Genomic DNA, 14,355 nt, shown 5'->3' with positions numbered 1-14,355 from the left:
GGTCAGCTCTGCTTCAGGAGGTGGCGGTAACTGTCGGGGTGTTCGCGCAGATAGGTGGCCAGGTCCGTGGCGGGGCGGCCGGTCAGCGTCGGGACGGCGTCCGAGACGGTGTCCATCTCCCCGGCCGCGATGGCCTCGTACGAGGTGACCCAGCCGGCCACCTCCCAGTCCTGGGCCCCGTAGCCCGCCCGTGAGGCGTACGCCTCCTCGCGGGTCTCCGGCACATAGCTGACGGTCCGTCCGGTGACCCGGCTCAGCTCCTCCGCCGCCTCGGCGAGCGTGAACGCCTCGGGGCCGGTCAGGTCGTAGGTGCGGCCGTCGTGCGAGGGGCCGGTCGCGTCGGTGTCCGCGAGGAGCACGGCGGTCGCGGCGTCGGCGATGTCCTCGTGGGCGACGGCGGCGACCCGGCCGTCCCCGGCGGGGCCGCGCAGCACGCCGTCGGCGCCGGTCATGGCGGGGAGCCCGGCGAGATACCAGCTGTCGCGCAGGAAGGTGTACCGGACGTCGGCGGTCCGGATGTGCGCCTCGGTGTGCCAGTGGTCCCGGGCGAAGGTGAAGGTGGCGTCGGGGGCGGCGCCAAGGAAGGAGACGTACACGATGCGTTCGACCCCGGCCGCGACCGCCGCGTCCACCGCCGTCGTGTGCTCCCGGACCCGGTCGGGGCTCTCGTGCGCCGAGACGAGGAACAGGGTGTGCGCCCCGGCGAGGGCGCGCCGCATGGCCTCGCCGTCGCCGTAGGGCGCGGGCGGTGCGAGGTCGGCGCCGGGGAGGACGGGCAGCCGGGACGGGTCGCGGCCGAGCAGCCGGACGGGGACGCCCGCCCGGACCAGCCGGGTCGCGACGCGGCCGCCGAGCGCACCGCTCGCTCCGGTGACGGCGGTGGGGGGACCGCTGGTGACGGGCCCGGAGGCGGAATCGGGGCTCATGCGGGGGTGCCCTCCTCGGACGGCCAGGGACGCACCTCGACGACCGCGTTGACGGGAAGCGGTCCGTAGATGTGCGGGAACTCCTCGCCGCCCGGCACCGCCGCCTCGTACCGCAGGGGCGCGGTGAGCCGTTCGGGGTCGATGACGAGGACCACGAGCTCCTGGTCGGCGGCTCCGGCCCGGCTCTCCGCTCCGTACAGCAACTCGGCCACACCGGGGAGCTGGTGGGGCAGCGAGCAGTGGATGAAGCCCTCTTCGTGCAGGGTGCGGCCGCGGGTGGACATCTCGTACGTCCCGATCCCGCGGGCCGCCTCCCAGAGCGGTCCTTCGGTGAGGTGCAGCAGTTCGGCCATGGCCCGAGGCTAACTCCGGGACAGGCCTCGGGGCGGACCCTGTGGATAACCCCTCGCCGCGTCGGCGCGGCGGCCCGGTCCTCAGCCCGCCAGGAGCTTCGCCTCCGTCTCCGGGGCGAGGCCCACGACGGGGCGGTCGGGGCGCTGCGGGGCCGTACCGCCCAGCTCGCGCAGCCAGGCCCAGGTGTCGGCGACGGTCTCCTCGACCGGGCGGCAGCGCAGCCCGGCCGCGTGGGCGAGCCCGACATCGCCCTGGTGGAGGGCGTCGTACGTCTCCCCCGGCGGCAGCCACACCGGCAGGTCGGTCCACGGCTCGACGCCTGCCGCGAGGATCTTCTCCGCCGGGGTCCAGCGCAGTTCGGCGTCCGAACCGGTGGCGCGCACACAGGCGTCGAGCAGTCCGCCCATGGTGGTGTGCCCGGGCCGGCTGACCAGGTTGTACGGGCCGTGCAGCCCGCGTTCCGCCGCGTCGAGCACCCACTCGGCGAGGTCGCGGGCGTCGATGTACTGGATGTCCGCGTCCGGGGTGCCGGGGGCCAGGACCGGGCCGCCGCGGGCGATCCGGTTCAGCCACCAGGGCAGTCGGCCGATGTTCTCCCAGGGGCCGAGGATCAGGCCCGCCCGGGCCAGGAGGGCGCGGTCGCCGAAGGCGGCCTGGGCGGCCAGTTCGCCGCCGCGCTTGGCCAGGGCGTACGACTGGTCGTCACCGGCGTCCGGCGAGGCGCCCGCCACCACGGGGCCGTCCTCGGTGAGGCCCGCCGGGGTCGGGTAGTCGTAGACGGAACGGCTCGATATGTACGTGTAGCGGGCGGCCCGGGTGGAGAGCAGCCGGGCGGCGTCGCGCACCGCCGAGGGCGCGCCGCTCCAGGTGTCGACCACCAGGTCCCAGGTGGGGCCCTCGGTCGTCGCGGCGAGCGCGGCCAGGCCGTCTTCGGCGGTGCGGTCGCCGATGATCTCGGTGGTCCCGGGCGGGGGGGCGTGGTGGCCCCGGTGGAAGACCGTGACCTGCCAGCCGCGCGCGAGGGCCGCCTCGGTCACGGCCCGTCCGACGAACTCCGTACCGCCCAGCATCAGAAGCCTCATGTCCCCGACTCTGCCCTGTCGCGGCCCGGTCCGGAACGGCCCACGCTCTCGGCTGAATCGCCCGGAGGCGGGAACTCCCCCGGCCCGGGCGCCTCCGCCTCAGGACAGGGCCAGCGGGCTGCGGTGGCGCAGCAGCCACTGGTGGTATCCGGCCACCCGTCGCGCCGCGTCCCGGTAGGCGGCCTCCAGTTCCGCGTAGACCGCGGTCATGTCCGCGCCGGGCCGGGAGACCAGCAGCAGCCGGACCGCGAGCGGGTCGTCGCGCAGCGGGCGGATCGCCATGTCGTCGCGGGGGCCCGAGGTCGGCTGGCAGGGGGCGACCGCCTCGCCGAGGACGACGAGGGAGGCGGCGGTGAGGTAGTCGCCGTGGAGCACGACGGGCGCCAGCCCGGCTTCGCTGAACATCCGGCGCAGCCCGTCCCATTCGCCGTCCACCGTGGGGTCGACCATCCACCGGTCGGCGGCCAGGTCCGCCAGATCCACCACCGGCAGCGCGGCGGCCGGGTGGTCGCGGGCCATGGAGACGAACTGCGGTTCGCGGTCCACCAGGACCCGTTGTTCCAGCCCGTCCGGGACGGCGAGCGGGCAGCCCTCCACCTCGTGCACGAAGGCCACGTCGAGCCGTCCGGCGTCGACCGCACGGAGGAGGGCGTGGGCGGAGACGTCGACCCGCAGCGAGATGTCGGTCCCGGGCAGCCTCACCCTCAGTCGGCGCAGCCAGCCGCCGATGACCCGGCTGGCGGTGCAGCCGATGCGCAGCCGGGGTCCTTCGACGGCTGCGGCCTCCGCCTTCGCGTCGCTGACCAGGGCGCTCATGCCGTGGACCAGGGGGCGGGCGCGGCTGAGGACGGCACGACCGAGGAGGGTGGGGCGGCAGCCGGTGCGTTCGCGGCTGAAGAGTTCGGCGCCGAGCGCGTTCTCGATCCGGCGCAGCTGGGTGGTGAGCGCGGGCTGGCTCACGCCCAGGGTGCGGGCCGCCCGGTGCAGGCTGCCGCTGTCGGCGATGGCGCACAGCGCCCTGAGGTGTCTCACCTCAAGCTCCATGGTGCCGAGATTAGGGCGGGCCGTCCGGGCGCACCATGGGCCGTAATCCCGTCAAAAGCGAGCAATTCAGCGTCGGTTGGGCATGGGGACCGCAGACGTGCACGAGATGTGCACACGAGGGCGATAGGGCCGCGTTATCACCGGCTGACATCATCCGCGCGGGCTCCACTTCCCCGACACTCTCTCCGTACCGCCCCCGTCCGAGTCCGATCATCGGACGGGTTCCTCTGACAGGTAACTGGTAGGAGACCCCCCACATGAGACACCCCAGGACCGTCATGTCGGCCGTGCTCGGACTCGGCCTCTCGCTCGCCGCCGCGTTCGGCACCGCCCCCGCCGTCGCCGCTCCGGACACCGCCGCCACGGCCCCCCACGTGGCGTTCACCGGACCCTCCAACTCGCACGAGAGCGCCGCCGCCAACAAGGCGTTCTTCGAGGCGGTCGCGAAGTCGGTGGCCGAGAAGCGGGCCGCCAACCCGGGCGCCCAGTCCGTCACCATCGTCTACAGCACCGCGAACGCCCCGAGCTTCCGCACCCAGATAGCCAACAGCGCGTCGATCTGGAACGGTTCGGTCTCCAACGTCCGGCTCCAGGAGGGCTCGAACGCCGACTTCTCGTACTACGAGGGCAACGACCCCAGCGGCTCGTACGCGAGCACCGACGGGCACGGCAACGGCTACATCTTCCTGGACTACGCGCAGAACCAGCAGTACGACTCGACCCGGGTCACCACCCACGAGACCGGGCATGTGCTCGGCCTGCCGGACCACTACTCGGGCCCGTGCAGCGAGCTGATGTCCGGCGGCGGCCCCGGCCCGTCGTGCACCAACCCGTATCCGGACGCCAATGAGCGCAACCAGGTGAACTACCTCTGGCAGAACGGCTTCGCGGCCGCGCTGGCGGGCGCCCGTTCCTGACCCGTTCCGCTCGCACGCGCGCCGATGGGCCGCCCCGCAGGACGGGGCGGCCTGTCGGTGTGCCGTCAGCCGGTGCCGTATTCGGTACGGATCAGGGTCAGCAGTTCGTCCACCGTGAGCCCCAGGCCCCGGGCCTCGCCGACGGTCTCGCGGACCCGTTCGAGGAGGCGGGCGCGGTGCGGGGAGGCGCCGTCCGCGATGGCCGCGCCCCGGCCCCGGCGCAGCTCGATCAGGCCCTCCTCGCGCAGCCGCTGGTAGCCCCGCAGCACCGTGTGCACGTTGACGCCGAGCGATTCGGCCAGGACGCGGGCGGCGGGCAGCCGTTCGCCGGGACCCGCCGCGCCGTCGGCCACGGCGCGCCGCACACAGGCGGCGATCTGGTCGCCGAGCGGCACGGTGGAGGTGGGGTCGACTCGGAAGAGCATGGTCAGTCGTCCGTTCGGCGCTGGTCGATCAGGGTGTTGAGGAGGGCGGCCCCGGTCGCCGAGTCGTCCACGGTCACCGCGAAGTCGCGGCCGTTCGTCAGCCGGGCCACGATGCCCTCCCCCGACCGGATCATGACACCGCTGCGCCCGGGCCGGATGCGGTACCCCCAGCCGCCGTACTCGCTGAACGGGCGGATGTCGCGGCTGGCCGCCGCCTCTATCCGGTCCAGCGGGACCCGGATGCGCGGCCAGGGGAGCAGCCCGGAGACGGTGATCCCGCGCCGGTCCACGATGACGTACGGGCGGGCGAAGGTCGCGATGAGCAGCCCGAGGACGAGGGGCAGCAGGGCGAAGGGCCAACTGGCCGTGAACAGCGTGGCGATACCGGCGCCGATGACCAGGACCGCGGTGAGCGGAAGCCACCAGGACCCGGCGCCCCGGCCCCATCCGGCGACCTCCCCGGCGCCCAGCGTGATGCGCTCGCCGTCCCCCTCGGCTCCGTCGTCGGGGAACGGTTCGGGGACCGGCGTCAGCATCGCCGCGAGGTAGCCGATCCCGAAGGCGACGACGGCCGCCCCGGCGGCGGCGGCCAGGTGCCACAGGGGGAAGTGGACGTCCTGCCCCCGGCCCTGCGCGTCCTCGACGGCGTCCACGTTGATGAGGAGCACGGCCCCCATGAGGTAGCCGAGGAAGGCGGCGAACGCGTACCCGAGGGCGACCGTCGCCCGGTAGGCCGCGCCGGCGAACTTCCCGAACCCCGTCATCAGCGCCCACAGGAGACCGATGCCGAGCAGGACGAGTGTGGTGACGACCAGGTACGAGGTCTGGCCGGCGTAGTCGTCCACCCGGCCGTTGCCCACGAAGTGGCTGGCCAGCCGGTCGGGCAGCCGGTCGCGGCGGGTGGCGAAGAGCAGCAGGTCGACGGCGAGCGCGAGCACGAACGGCAGGGCGGTGAGCACCACGCGGCCGACGGATTTCAGGTTCATCAAAACCTCCCTTGTTCGCATGCTAGTAGAACAATGAAGGTGACGGCAATGAGGTATGCGGTACGGCGGTGGGATCAACGGGACGAGGTGGGCGGCTGGGCGCCCGGGCGGTCAGGCCGTTTCGAGCGGGAACGCTCCCCGGTGGCCCGTTCCGGCGCCCTCCGTCGGCCGGGGTTCGAACTCCCGGCAGCTCCAGACCTCCTGGACGAAGCCGGTCCGCCGCTCCCACAGCCCGAGCACGTCCTGCTCACCGGCCGTGCCCCGGTACGCCTCCTTGGCGCCCCGGAAGCAGGCGAGCCCGCCGGAGAGACCGCGCTCGGGCTCCGGGGCCGGGAAGTAGTCGGAGAACGCGCAGGCTATGCAGGTCCGCAGGCGGACGCCGGTCGGCAGCTCCCGCTGGATCGTCGCCAGCGCGGACCCGAAGTCGCTCTCGGCCCGCTGCGAGCCGAAGGCCGCCCCGCAGAACCGGAGTTCCAGGTAGAGATACGGGTCGGGCTTGCGGAGGGACAGCAGGCAGCTCAGGGTCGCCTGCCGCTCCACGCCCTCCGCCATGACGGGGAACGGCAGGTCCCACTCCAGGACGCAGTCGCCCAGGACGCCGTCCGTCAGCGCGAACAGCCCCTGCTCGGCGGGTCCGGCCGCCACCGGGCGCAGGCCGTCGAAGCTGCCGCCCTCGAAGTCCACGCCCCGGACGCGGAGGCGGAGTTGCTGCCCGTCGGTGGTGAGGATGACGGCGTCCGATCCCTGCCGGTCCCGGTACCACCCTGCCCACGACTCATCTGTCATGAGCAGGGACTGTAGCCCCTGCCTCCGACACCGCCCCTGCCGCCCTCCGCTTGGCCCGTGACGCCCCTCAACACCTCCTTCCGGCGGGCGGTTTGTCAGTGCTTCCGGCGGGTGACGAACTCGGCCAGGGCCAGCAGATCGCCCGCCGCCGAGAGGTCCGGGACCGCCCTGGACAGGTGGTGCACGGCCCGCGCCATGCGGTCCGCGGCGCAGCTCTGCGCCCAGTCCCGGCCGCCCGCCCGGTCCACGGCCTCCGCGGCCCGGCTCACCTCGGCGCGGGTGTTCATCGCGCCCCGGTACAGCTCGGCGAGCTCGGCCGCGGCCGGGCCGCCCGCGGTGAGCGCGGCCACCACAGGCAGCGACTTCTTGTGGGCGCTGAGATCCGCGCCGACCGGCTTCCCGGTCTGGGCCGGGTCGCCCCAGATGCCGATCAGGTCGTCGATCAGCTGAAAGGCGAGACCCGCCTCCCGGCCGAAGCCGTCCATGGCCCGGACCGCCCGGTCGTCGGCGCCCGCGTAGAGCGCGCCCAGGGCGCAGGCGCAGCCGAGCAGCGCGCCGGTCTTCGCCGTCGCCATGGTCAGGCACTCGTCCAGCGACACCTGGTCCGGGTCGCGGTCCTCGAAGGCGCAGTCGGCCTGCTGGCCCGCGCACAGCTCGATCACGCAGGTCGAGAGCCGGGCCGAGGCGCCGGGCGACATCGCCCTGCCGTCCTCGGCGAGCAGCCGCTGGGCGAGGGCCAGCATCGCGTCGCCCGCGATGACGGCGTCCGGGACGCCGAACACCGTCCAGGCGGTGGCCCGGTGACGGCGGGTCTGGTCCTCGTCGATGACGTCGTCGTGGAGCAGGGTGAAGTTGTGGACGAGCTCGACGGCGACGGCGGCGCGGACGGCCTGTTCGGGGTCGCCGCCCAGGGCACGGGTGGCCGCCAGGACGAGCGCCGGTCTGATCGCCTTGCCCGCGCCGCCCGCAGCCGGGCTGCCGTCGGCGTGCTGCCAGCCGAAGTGGTACATCGCGACCCGCCGGATCGAGCCGGGCAGGGAGGCGACCGCCGCCCGCAGGTGCGGGTCCACGAGGGTCCGGGTGTACTCAAGGAGCGCCGCGGCCTCGTTGCCCTCGGTCGCGGCGTCTGTTCGGGTCATGGTCAATCGGTCACCCCTGTCGTTGCCGCCCCGCCCGGCCGCTGGCGCGGCGGGGCCGGGGACGTGGGTGGTTGCTGGGAGCGGGCGGCCGGGGGCCCGGACCGCGAGGGTCCGGGCCCCGTGGCTCACCGCCAGCGGCTGACCTCGACGTTCTCCAGGACACCGAGGGCGTCCGGGACGAGGATCGCCGCGGAGTAGTAGGCCGTCACGAGGTAGGAGATGATCGCCTGCTCGTCGATGCCCATGAAGCGCACCGAGAGGCTGGGCTCGATCTCGTCCGGGATGCCGGTCTGCTGGAGGCCGATGACGCCCTGCTCGGACTCCCCCGTCCTCATGCAGATGATCGACGTGGTGCGGGCCTCGCTGACCGGGATCTTGTTGCAGGGGAAGATCGGAACCCCGCGCCAGGCCGGCACGTGGTGCCCGCCGACGTCCACGCTCTCCGGCACGAGACCGCGCTTGTTGCACTCGCGGCCGAAGGCGGCGATGGCGCGCGGGTGGGCGAGGAAGAGCTTGGAGCCGCGCCGTCGCGAGAGCAGTTCGTCCATGTCGTCGGGGCTCGGCGCCCCGTCGTGCGGCTGGAGCCGCTGGCCGTAGTCGCAGTTGTTGAGCAGGCCGAACTCGCGGTTGTTGATGAGCTCGTGCTCCTGGCGCTCGCGCAGCGCCTCGACCGTGAGCCGCAACTGCTGCTCGGTCTGGTTCATCGGCTGGTTGTAGAGGTCCGCGACCCGGCTGTGGACCTTCAGGACGGTCTGGGCGACGCTCAGTTCGTACTCGCGCGGCGCCGCGTCGTAGTCCACGTACGTGTGCGGGACGACGGCCTCGCCGACGTGGCCCGCGGAGAGGTCGATCGCCGCCTCGCCGTACTTGTTGGTGCGCTGCTGCGGGACGGACAGCAGCCCGGCGAGATGACTGCGCAGCGGATCGGAGCGTTCGGCGAGGTTGAGCACATCGGCCCGCCGCAGCGTCAGCACCGTGCACGCGGTGACGGCACGGGCCGTGTACTCCCAGACGGCGTCGCCCTCGATGAGGGAGTGGTCCCCGAAATAGGCCCCGTCCGCATGGACCCCGAGCACCGTCTCGTCCCCGTAGGGCCCGGTGCCGACCTTCTCGACCTTGCCGTGCGCCAGCAGGTAGACGCGGTCCGCCGCCTCGCCCGCCGTGGCCAGGAGCTGCCCGGCGGGGATCTCGCGCTGCTCGCACCTCCTGGCCAGCTCGGCGAGCGCCTCCTCGTCCTCGAAGTCCCTCAGCGCCGGGAGCTCACCCAGCTCGGCGGGGATGACCGTGACCCGGTCCCCGGTCTGCACGAACGTGACCCGGCCGTCCCCGACCGAGTAGCTCAGCCGGCGGTTCACCCGGTACGTGCCGCCCTGCACCTGGACCCACGGCAGCATCTTCAGCAGCCACCGTGAGGTGATCTCCTGCATCTGCGGAGCGGACTTGGTGGTCGTCGCGAGGTTCCGCGCGGCCGCCGTGCCGAGACTCTGCTGCGGCGGCACCTGCACGTTCTGAACCTCTTCACCAACGGACATCTGTCGTCCTCTCGATCTATCGGCTGACCTGCGGGAAGAACACTTCCAGCACGAGGACGGGGCACGCCATTACACAAAAGAGTGTGACTAATCGGGCTTTGGGCGGGGCACAACGCTGCGCGATACCCCGCACCGGCTTTAATTTGCATCCGGAATGACACTTACCTAATCTGGCCGCCATGCGGCTGACCAAGTTCACCGACGTCGCGCTGCGCGTCCTGATGCGCCTCGCCGTCGTGAAGCACGAGGACCCGCCGACCACCCGCGAGGTGGCGGCGGTCATGCAGGTGCCGTACTCGCACGCCGCGAAGGTCGTCGCCCGCCTCCAGCACCTCGGCCTGGTCGAGGCGCGACGGGGCCGGGGCGGCGGGCTCACCCTCACCGAGGCGGGCAGGAACGCGTCGGTCGGCGCCCTCGTCCGCGAACTGGAGGAGCCCGGCGACGTGGTCGACTGCGAGGGCGCCACCCCGTGCCCGCTCCGGGCCGCCTGCCGGCTGCGCGGCGCGCTGCGCGAGGCACAGGAAGCCTTCTACGCCTCCCTGGACCCGCTCACCATCGCGGAGTTGACCGCCGCACCCACCGGCCCCCTGCTGATCGGCCTCAGCGCCGGGCCGCCCGCCGGGGACTGACCCCCACCACACCGGGCCACCGGCCCGGTGCCTACACTGCCGTTAAATGCGCATCCAAGATGCCAATTCAATATCCGAGGAGTCACCGATGCTCTCCGAGTCGTCCACCGCCACCGTCCGCGCCACCCTGCCCGCCGTCGGCGCCGCCATCGGGGACATCGCCGATCTCTTCTACCGCAAGCTCTTCGCCGCCCACCCGGAGCTCCTGCGCGACCTGTTCAACCGGGGCAACCAGGCGTCCGGCGCCCAGCGCCAGGCGCTCGCCGGCTCCATCGCCGCCTTCGCGACCCAGCTGGTCGAGCAGCCCGACACCCGCCCCGACGTGATGCTGAGCCGGATCGCGCACAAGCACGCCTCGCTCGGGGTCACCCCGGCCCAGTACGAGGTCGTCCACACCCACCTCTTCGCCGCGATAGCCGAGGTCCTGGGCGACGCGGTGACCCCCGAGGTCGCCGCCGCCTGGGACGAGGTCTACTGGCTGATGGCCAACGCCCTGATCGCGATCGAGGAGCGGCTGTACGCGGAGCAGGGCGTCGTCGCCGGCGACGTCTGGCGCTCGTGGGAGGTCGTCTCGCGCACCGAGGAGACGGACGATGTCGCCCGGTTCCGCATCCGCCCCGCCGACGGCTCCCCCGCCCCCGCCTTCCGCCCCGGCCAGTACGTCTCCGTCCAGGTCGAACTCCCGGACGGCGCCCGCCAGATCCGCCAGTACAGCCTGTCCAGCGCTCCGGGCTCGGCGCTCCGCTCGATCACGGTCAAGCGGGTGCACGGCAACGACGCCCCGGACGGCGAGGTCTCCCGCCACCTGCACGCCGAGGTCCGCGCCGGTGACCGGCTCCGCGTCTCGGCCCCGTACGGCGACCTCGTACTGAAGTCCGACGAGGCCCCGCTGCTGCTCGCCTCCGCGGGCATCGGCTGCACCCCGATCCTGTCGATGCTGGAACACCTCGCGGAGTCGGAGCACCGCGCCCCGGTCACCGTCGTGCACGGCGACCGCTCCCCCGCCGACCACGCGCTGCGCACCGACCACACCGCGCTCACGGCCAAGCTGCACGACGCCGCCGCCCACTTCTGGTACGAGAACCCGGAGGACGGCCACCCCGCCGACCGCACCGGGCTGGTGGACCTGAGCGGTCTCGTCGTCGTCCCGGGCACCCACGCCTACCTCTGCGGCCCGCTGCCCTTCATGCGCGCGGTGCGCACCCAACTGCTCGCCAAGGGCGTCCCGGCCTCCGACATCCACTACGAGGTCTTCGGCCCCGACCTGTGGCTCGCCTCCTGAGCCACCGCGTGTCCGGATCGGCTCGCACAGGATCCGAACAGGGCCCCGCCGTCGCCCCGCGACCGGTCGGGGCCCTTCCGCCCGGGTAGAACCGCTCCAACCCGCACAAAAGGAGCCGGTGATGTCCTCACCCATGTCCGCGAGCGCATTTCTCGCCGCCCTCAAGAAGGAAGGGCTCACCGTCGTCGAGGTCGGCGACTGGCGCAGCCGCAACCGGAACCACAAGGGCCCCTGGGGCCCGGTGAACGGGGTGATGATCCACCACTCCGTCACCAAGGGGACCGACGCCACGGTGAAGATGTGCCGCGACGGCCACCCCGACCTGCCGGGCCCGCTCTGCCACGGCGTCATCGCCAAGGACGGCCGGGTCCATCTCGTCGGCTACGGCAGGACCAACCACGCGGGGATGGGCGACGACGACGTCCTGCGCGCGGTCGTCGCGGAGAAGAAGCGCCTTCCCCACGACAACGAGGCCAACACCGACGGAAACCGGCACTTCTACGGCTTCGAGTGCGAGAACCTCGGCGACGGCAAGGACCCCTGGCCCGACGCCCAGCTCGAAGCGATCGAGAAGGTCTCGGCGGCCATCTGCCGGCACCACGGCTGGACCGCCCGGTCGGTCATCGGCCACCGCGAGTGGCAGCCCGGCAAGGTGGACCCGAAGGGCTTCTCGATGGGCGACCTGCGCGACCGTATCCACGACCGCCTCAAGTGACCCCGGCGGCCGCCCGCCGCCACAATGGAGCACATGTCCGCCCCGTCTCCCGCATCCCGGCTGCGCCCGCTGCTGCCCTCGCCCGTGCAGCAGGCCGAGGACGAGCGCTTCGCCCGGCACGGGGTGACGCTGCTGCTCAAGCGCGACGATCTGATCCACCCGGATCTGCCGGGCAACAAATGGCGGAAACTCGCGCCCAATCTGGCGGCCGCCGCCGGGCGCCCCGTGCTCACTTTCGGCGGCGCGTACTCCAACCATCTGCGGGCGACCGCCGCCGCCGGGCGGCTCCTCGGATTCCGCACCATTGGGGTCGTACGCGGTGACGAGCTGGCCCACCGCCCGCTCAACCCGTCGCTCGCCCGGTGCGCCGCCGACGGCATGCGGCTGCACTTCGTGGACCGGGCGACGTACCGCGCCAAGGCCGACCCGGCGGTCCTGGCCGGGCTGCTGGAGGCGTACGGGGACTGCGAGGTCGTCCCGGAAGGCGGCAGCAACGCCCTCGCGGCCCGGGGCTGCGCCGCGCTCGGGCGCGAACTGCGGGGCGTGGCCGACGTGGCGGCGGTGGCCTGCGGGACCGGCGGCACCCTGGCCGGGCTCGCCACCGGACTCGCGCCGGGGCAGCGCGCGCTCGGCGTCCCGGTCCTGCGCGGCGGCTTCCTGGGCGAGGCGGTGCGGGAGCTCCAGCGGGAGGCGTTCGGCGGTCCGGCGGGCGACTGGTGGCTGGACGAGCGGTTCCATTTCGGCGGCTACGCCCGTACGACACCGGCCCTGCACGCGTTCGCAAAGGATTTCGAGGACCGGCACGGGCTGCCCGTGGAGCGACTGTATGTGGCCAAAATGCTGCACGCGCTCACCGTGCTGACGGAGGAGGGCGCCTTCCCCGCCGGGACCACGCTCGCGGCGGTGATCACCGGCCGCCCCGACGAGGAGGCTCAGCCCTCCTCGCGGTAGGCCGCCGCCTCCTCCAGGTCCAGGCGGCGCAGCAGGGTCCGCATCATCTCGTCGTCGATCCTGCGCGCGTCCCGCAGCCGTACGAAGACCTCCCGCTCGGTCTCGATCATCTCGCCGGCCAGCCGCCGGTAGGTCTCGTCCGCCGACTCCCCGGTGACCGGGTTGGCCGCGCCGAGGCGCTCCCAGACCGCGTTGCGGCGGCGCTCCAGGACGGTCCGGAGGCGGTCCGCCAGGGGCTCGGGCAGCCGGTTGCGCTCGTCGGTGAGCAGCTCGTCCAGGCGGGCCTCGGCGGCCGTGGACGCCTCGTTCTGGGCCTGCGCCTCGGCCAGGGTGTCGGCCTGCCGGTCCCGGCCCGGGAGCTTCAGCACGCGCACCAGGAGCGGCAGGGTGAGCCCCTGGACCACCAGCGTGCCGATGACGGTGGTGAACGTCAGGAACAGCACCAGGTTGCGGGCCGGGAAGGCGTCGCCGTCGGCGGTGACGAGCGGGACGGAGAAGGCGATGGCGAGCGAGACGACCCCGCGCATCCCGGCCCAGCCGACGATGAGCGGCGAGGTCCAGTCCGTACCGCTCTCCCGCTCCCTGATCCGCCGCGACAGCCACCGGGGCAGATAGGTCGCCGGGTAGACCCAGACGAACCGGACCACCACCACGGCCAGGAAGACCAGCACCGCGTACCCGAAGGCGTCCGCCACCGAGTACGTGCCGAGCCCCTTGAGCACGAACGGCAGCTGGAGGCCGATCAGCGCGAACACGGCCGACTCCAGGACGAAGGCGACCATCTTCCAGACGGCGGCCTCCTGGAGCCGGGTGGCGAAGTCGACCTGCCAGGACCGGTGGCCCAGGTACAGCGCGACGACGACCACGGCGAGCACCCCCGAGGCGTGCACGCGCTCGGCCGCCGCGTACGCCACGAACGGGATGAGGAGCGACAGGGTGTTCTGGAGCAGCGGCTCCTTCAGGTGGGTGCGCAGCCAGTGCAGCGGGACCATCAGCAGCAGGCCGACCCCGACGCCCCCGACCGAGGCCAGCAGGAACTCCCGCGCCCCGCCGCCCCAGCTGATCCCCTCCCCCACGGCGGCGGCCAGCGCCACCTTGTACGCGGTGATCGCGGTGGCGTCGTTCACCAGGGACTCGCCCTGGAGGATCGTCGTGACACGCGCGGGCAGCCCCACCCGTCGGGCGATCGCCGCGGCCGTGACGGCGTCCGGCGGGGCGATCACGGCGCCCAGCACCAGCGCGGCGGTCAGCGGCAGGTCGGGCACCAGCAGATAGGCCAGCCACCCCACCGCGACCGTCGCGAACAGGACGTAGCCCACCGACAGCAGGGCCACCGGCCGCAGGTTGGCCCGCAGGTCCAGGTAGGAGCTGTCCACGGCGGCCGTGTAGAGCAGCGGCGGCAGCAGCAGGGGGAGCACGATGTGCGCGTCCAGGGTGTACGACGGCACCCCCGGCACATACGAGGCGATCAGGCCGGCGGCGACCAGGAGAAGCGGGGCCGGCACCGGGGTGCGGCGTGCGAGGCCCGCTGTCGCGGCACTGCCCGCGACCAGCGCCACCAGGGGCAATGCGTCCATCTCATGATCC

At 73.2% G+C, this 14,355-nt stretch carries 15 protein-coding genes; 5 read left to right on the top strand and 10 right to left on the bottom strand.

Annotated features, from left to right (window positions below; translation table 11 throughout):
• Nucleotides 1-2 precede the first annotated feature (2 nt).
• From AMK18_RS13410 to AMK18_RS13395, 4 genes are all read right to left on the bottom strand, one after another.
• Entirely contained in the window at nucleotides 3-926 is a 924-nt protein-coding gene (locus AMK18_RS13410; protein WP_073862950.1) for an SDR family oxidoreductase, read from the bottom strand.
• Nucleotides 923-1,279 (bottom strand): DUF952 domain-containing protein, encoded by a 357-nt coding sequence (locus tag AMK18_RS13405; protein WP_073862949.1) that lies wholly within the window; start codon nucleotides 1,277-1,279, stop codon nucleotides 923-925. Before AMK18_RS13405 ends, AMK18_RS13410 begins: the two co-directional genes overlap by 4 nt.
• Before the next feature lie 81 nt (nucleotides 1,280-1,360).
• Entirely contained in the window at nucleotides 1,361-2,350 is a 990-nt protein-coding gene (locus AMK18_RS13400) for an NAD-dependent epimerase/dehydratase family protein (protein ID WP_073862948.1), read from the bottom strand.
• 111 nt (nucleotides 2,351-2,461) lie between these two features.
• Nucleotides 2,462-3,406, bottom strand: coding sequence for a LysR family transcriptional regulator (locus AMK18_RS13395; RefSeq protein WP_037786430.1), 945 nt, complete (start codon nucleotides 3,404-3,406; stop codon nucleotides 2,462-2,464).
• A gap of 257 nt (nucleotides 3,407-3,663) precedes the next feature.
• Between AMK18_RS13395 and snpA the strand changes: the two genes are divergently transcribed.
• Nucleotides 3,664-4,323 carry a snapalysin gene (gene snpA, locus AMK18_RS13390; RefSeq protein ID WP_198956992.1) on the top strand — a complete coding sequence of 220 codons (660 nt, stop codon included), beginning with the start codon at nucleotides 3,664-3,666 and terminating at the stop codon, nucleotides 4,321-4,323.
• A 65-nt stretch (nucleotides 4,324-4,388) separates the two neighbouring features.
• On the opposite strand, the gene AMK18_RS13385 is transcribed toward snpA, so the two are convergent.
• From AMK18_RS13385 to AMK18_RS13365, 5 genes are all read right to left on the bottom strand, one after another.
• Nucleotides 4,389-4,748, bottom strand: a complete 360-nt coding sequence (locus AMK18_RS13385; protein WP_018105594.1) for a GntR family transcriptional regulator — start codon at nucleotides 4,746-4,748, stop codon at nucleotides 4,389-4,391.
• Nucleotides 4,749-4,750: 2 nt separating this feature from the next.
• Nucleotides 4,751-5,734 carry a DUF1648 domain-containing protein gene (locus AMK18_RS13380; RefSeq protein WP_073862947.1) on the bottom strand — a complete coding sequence of 328 codons (984 nt, stop codon included), beginning with the start codon at nucleotides 5,732-5,734 and terminating at the stop codon, nucleotides 4,751-4,753.
• 111 nt (nucleotides 5,735-5,845) lie between these two features.
• The gene (locus AMK18_RS13375) at nucleotides 5,846-6,520 is read right to left on the bottom strand and encodes a DUF6304 family protein (RefSeq protein WP_073862946.1); all 675 of its coding nucleotides are present in this window, start codon (nucleotides 6,518-6,520) and stop codon (nucleotides 5,846-5,848) included.
• A 95-nt stretch (nucleotides 6,521-6,615) separates the two neighbouring features.
• Entirely contained in the window at nucleotides 6,616-7,659 is a 1,044-nt protein-coding gene (locus AMK18_RS13370) for a family 2 encapsulin nanocompartment cargo protein polyprenyl transferase (RefSeq protein WP_018105591.1), read from the bottom strand.
• A 125-nt stretch (nucleotides 7,660-7,784) separates the two neighbouring features.
• The gene (locus AMK18_RS13365; protein ID WP_018105590.1) at nucleotides 7,785-9,191 is read right to left on the bottom strand and encodes a family 2B encapsulin nanocompartment shell protein; all 1,407 of its coding nucleotides are present in this window, start codon (nucleotides 9,189-9,191) and stop codon (nucleotides 7,785-7,787) included.
• Between the two features lie 179 nt (nucleotides 9,192-9,370).
• Here AMK18_RS13365 and AMK18_RS13360 point away from each other — a divergent pair, with 179 nt between their 5' ends.
• The 4 genes from AMK18_RS13360 (at nucleotide 9,371) to AMK18_RS13345 (ending at nucleotide 12,768) form a co-directional block, all read left to right on the top strand.
• Nucleotides 9,371-9,820 carry an RrF2 family transcriptional regulator gene (locus AMK18_RS13360; protein WP_073862945.1) on the top strand — a complete coding sequence of 150 codons (450 nt, stop codon included), beginning with the start codon at nucleotides 9,371-9,373 and terminating at the stop codon, nucleotides 9,818-9,820.
• 88 nt (nucleotides 9,821-9,908) lie between these two features.
• On the top strand, nucleotides 9,909-11,102 hold the full coding sequence (locus AMK18_RS13355) for a globin domain-containing protein (protein WP_073862944.1): 1,194 nt from the start codon (nucleotides 9,909-9,911) through the stop codon (nucleotides 11,100-11,102).
• Between the two features lie 121 nt (nucleotides 11,103-11,223).
• On the top strand, nucleotides 11,224-11,817 hold the full coding sequence (locus tag AMK18_RS13350) for an N-acetylmuramoyl-L-alanine amidase (protein WP_073862943.1): 594 nt from the start codon (nucleotides 11,224-11,226) through the stop codon (nucleotides 11,815-11,817).
• A gap of 33 nt (nucleotides 11,818-11,850) precedes the next feature.
• Nucleotides 11,851-12,768, top strand: a complete 918-nt coding sequence (locus AMK18_RS13345) for a 1-aminocyclopropane-1-carboxylate deaminase/D-cysteine desulfhydrase (RefSeq protein WP_073862942.1) — start codon at nucleotides 11,851-11,853, stop codon at nucleotides 12,766-12,768.
• Here AMK18_RS13345 and AMK18_RS13340 read toward each other — a convergent pair.
• Entirely contained in the window at nucleotides 12,750-14,345 is a 1,596-nt protein-coding gene (locus tag AMK18_RS13340) for a Na+/H+ antiporter (RefSeq protein ID WP_073862941.1), read from the bottom strand. The genes AMK18_RS13345 and AMK18_RS13340 overlap by 19 nt on opposite strands.
• Nucleotides 14,346-14,355 lie beyond the last annotated feature (10 nt).

Source organism: Streptomyces sp. CB01249, from assembly GCF_001905735.1.
In the GTDB taxonomy this organism is placed as follows: Bacteria; Actinomycetota; Actinomycetes; order Streptomycetales; family Streptomycetaceae; genus Streptomyces.
This window is presented reverse-complemented; position numbering and strand designations above follow the sequence as displayed.

Coding starts and splice junctions, on each gene's coding strand:
- AMK18_RS13400 (WP_073862948.1), bottom strand. CDS start 2,350: ATGCTGGGCGGTACGGAGTTCGTCGGACGGGCCGTGACCGAGGCGGCC.
- AMK18_RS13375 (WP_073862946.1), bottom strand. CDS start 6,520: ATGACAGATGAGTCGTGGGCAGGGTGGTACCGGGACCGGCAGGGATCG.
- AMK18_RS13410 (WP_073862950.1), bottom strand. CDS start 926: ATGAGCCCCGATTCCGCCTCCGGGCCCGTCACCAGCGGTCCCCCCACC.
- AMK18_RS13345 (WP_073862942.1), top strand. CDS start 11,851: ATGTCCGCCCCGTCTCCCGCATCCCGGCTGCGCCCGCTGCTGCCCTCG.
- AMK18_RS13405 (WP_073862949.1), bottom strand. CDS start 1,279: ATGGCCGAACTGCTGCACCTCACCGAAGGACCGCTCTGGGAGGCGGCC.
- AMK18_RS13340 (WP_073862941.1), bottom strand. CDS start 14,345: ATGGACGCATTGCCCCTGGTGGCGCTGGTCGCGGGCAGTGCCGCGACA.
- AMK18_RS13385 (WP_018105594.1), bottom strand. CDS start 4,748: ATGCTCTTCCGAGTCGACCCCACCTCCACCGTGCCGCTCGGCGACCAG.
- AMK18_RS13355 (WP_073862944.1), top strand. CDS start 9,909: ATGCTCTCCGAGTCGTCCACCGCCACCGTCCGCGCCACCCTGCCCGCC.
- snpA (WP_198956992.1), top strand. CDS start 3,664: ATGAGACACCCCAGGACCGTCATGTCGGCCGTGCTCGGACTCGGCCTC.
- AMK18_RS13370 (WP_018105591.1), bottom strand. CDS start 7,659: ATGACCCGAACAGACGCCGCGACCGAGGGCAACGAGGCCGCGGCGCTC.
- AMK18_RS13365 (WP_018105590.1), bottom strand. CDS start 9,191: ATGTCCGTTGGTGAAGAGGTTCAGAACGTGCAGGTGCCGCCGCAGCAG.
- AMK18_RS13350 (WP_073862943.1), top strand. CDS start 11,224: ATGTCCTCACCCATGTCCGCGAGCGCATTTCTCGCCGCCCTCAAGAAG.
- AMK18_RS13360 (WP_073862945.1), top strand. CDS start 9,371: ATGCGGCTGACCAAGTTCACCGACGTCGCGCTGCGCGTCCTGATGCGC.
- AMK18_RS13380 (WP_073862947.1), bottom strand. CDS start 5,734: ATGAACCTGAAATCCGTCGGCCGCGTGGTGCTCACCGCCCTGCCGTTC.
- AMK18_RS13395 (WP_037786430.1), bottom strand. CDS start 3,406: ATGGAGCTTGAGGTGAGACACCTCAGGGCGCTGTGCGCCATCGCCGAC.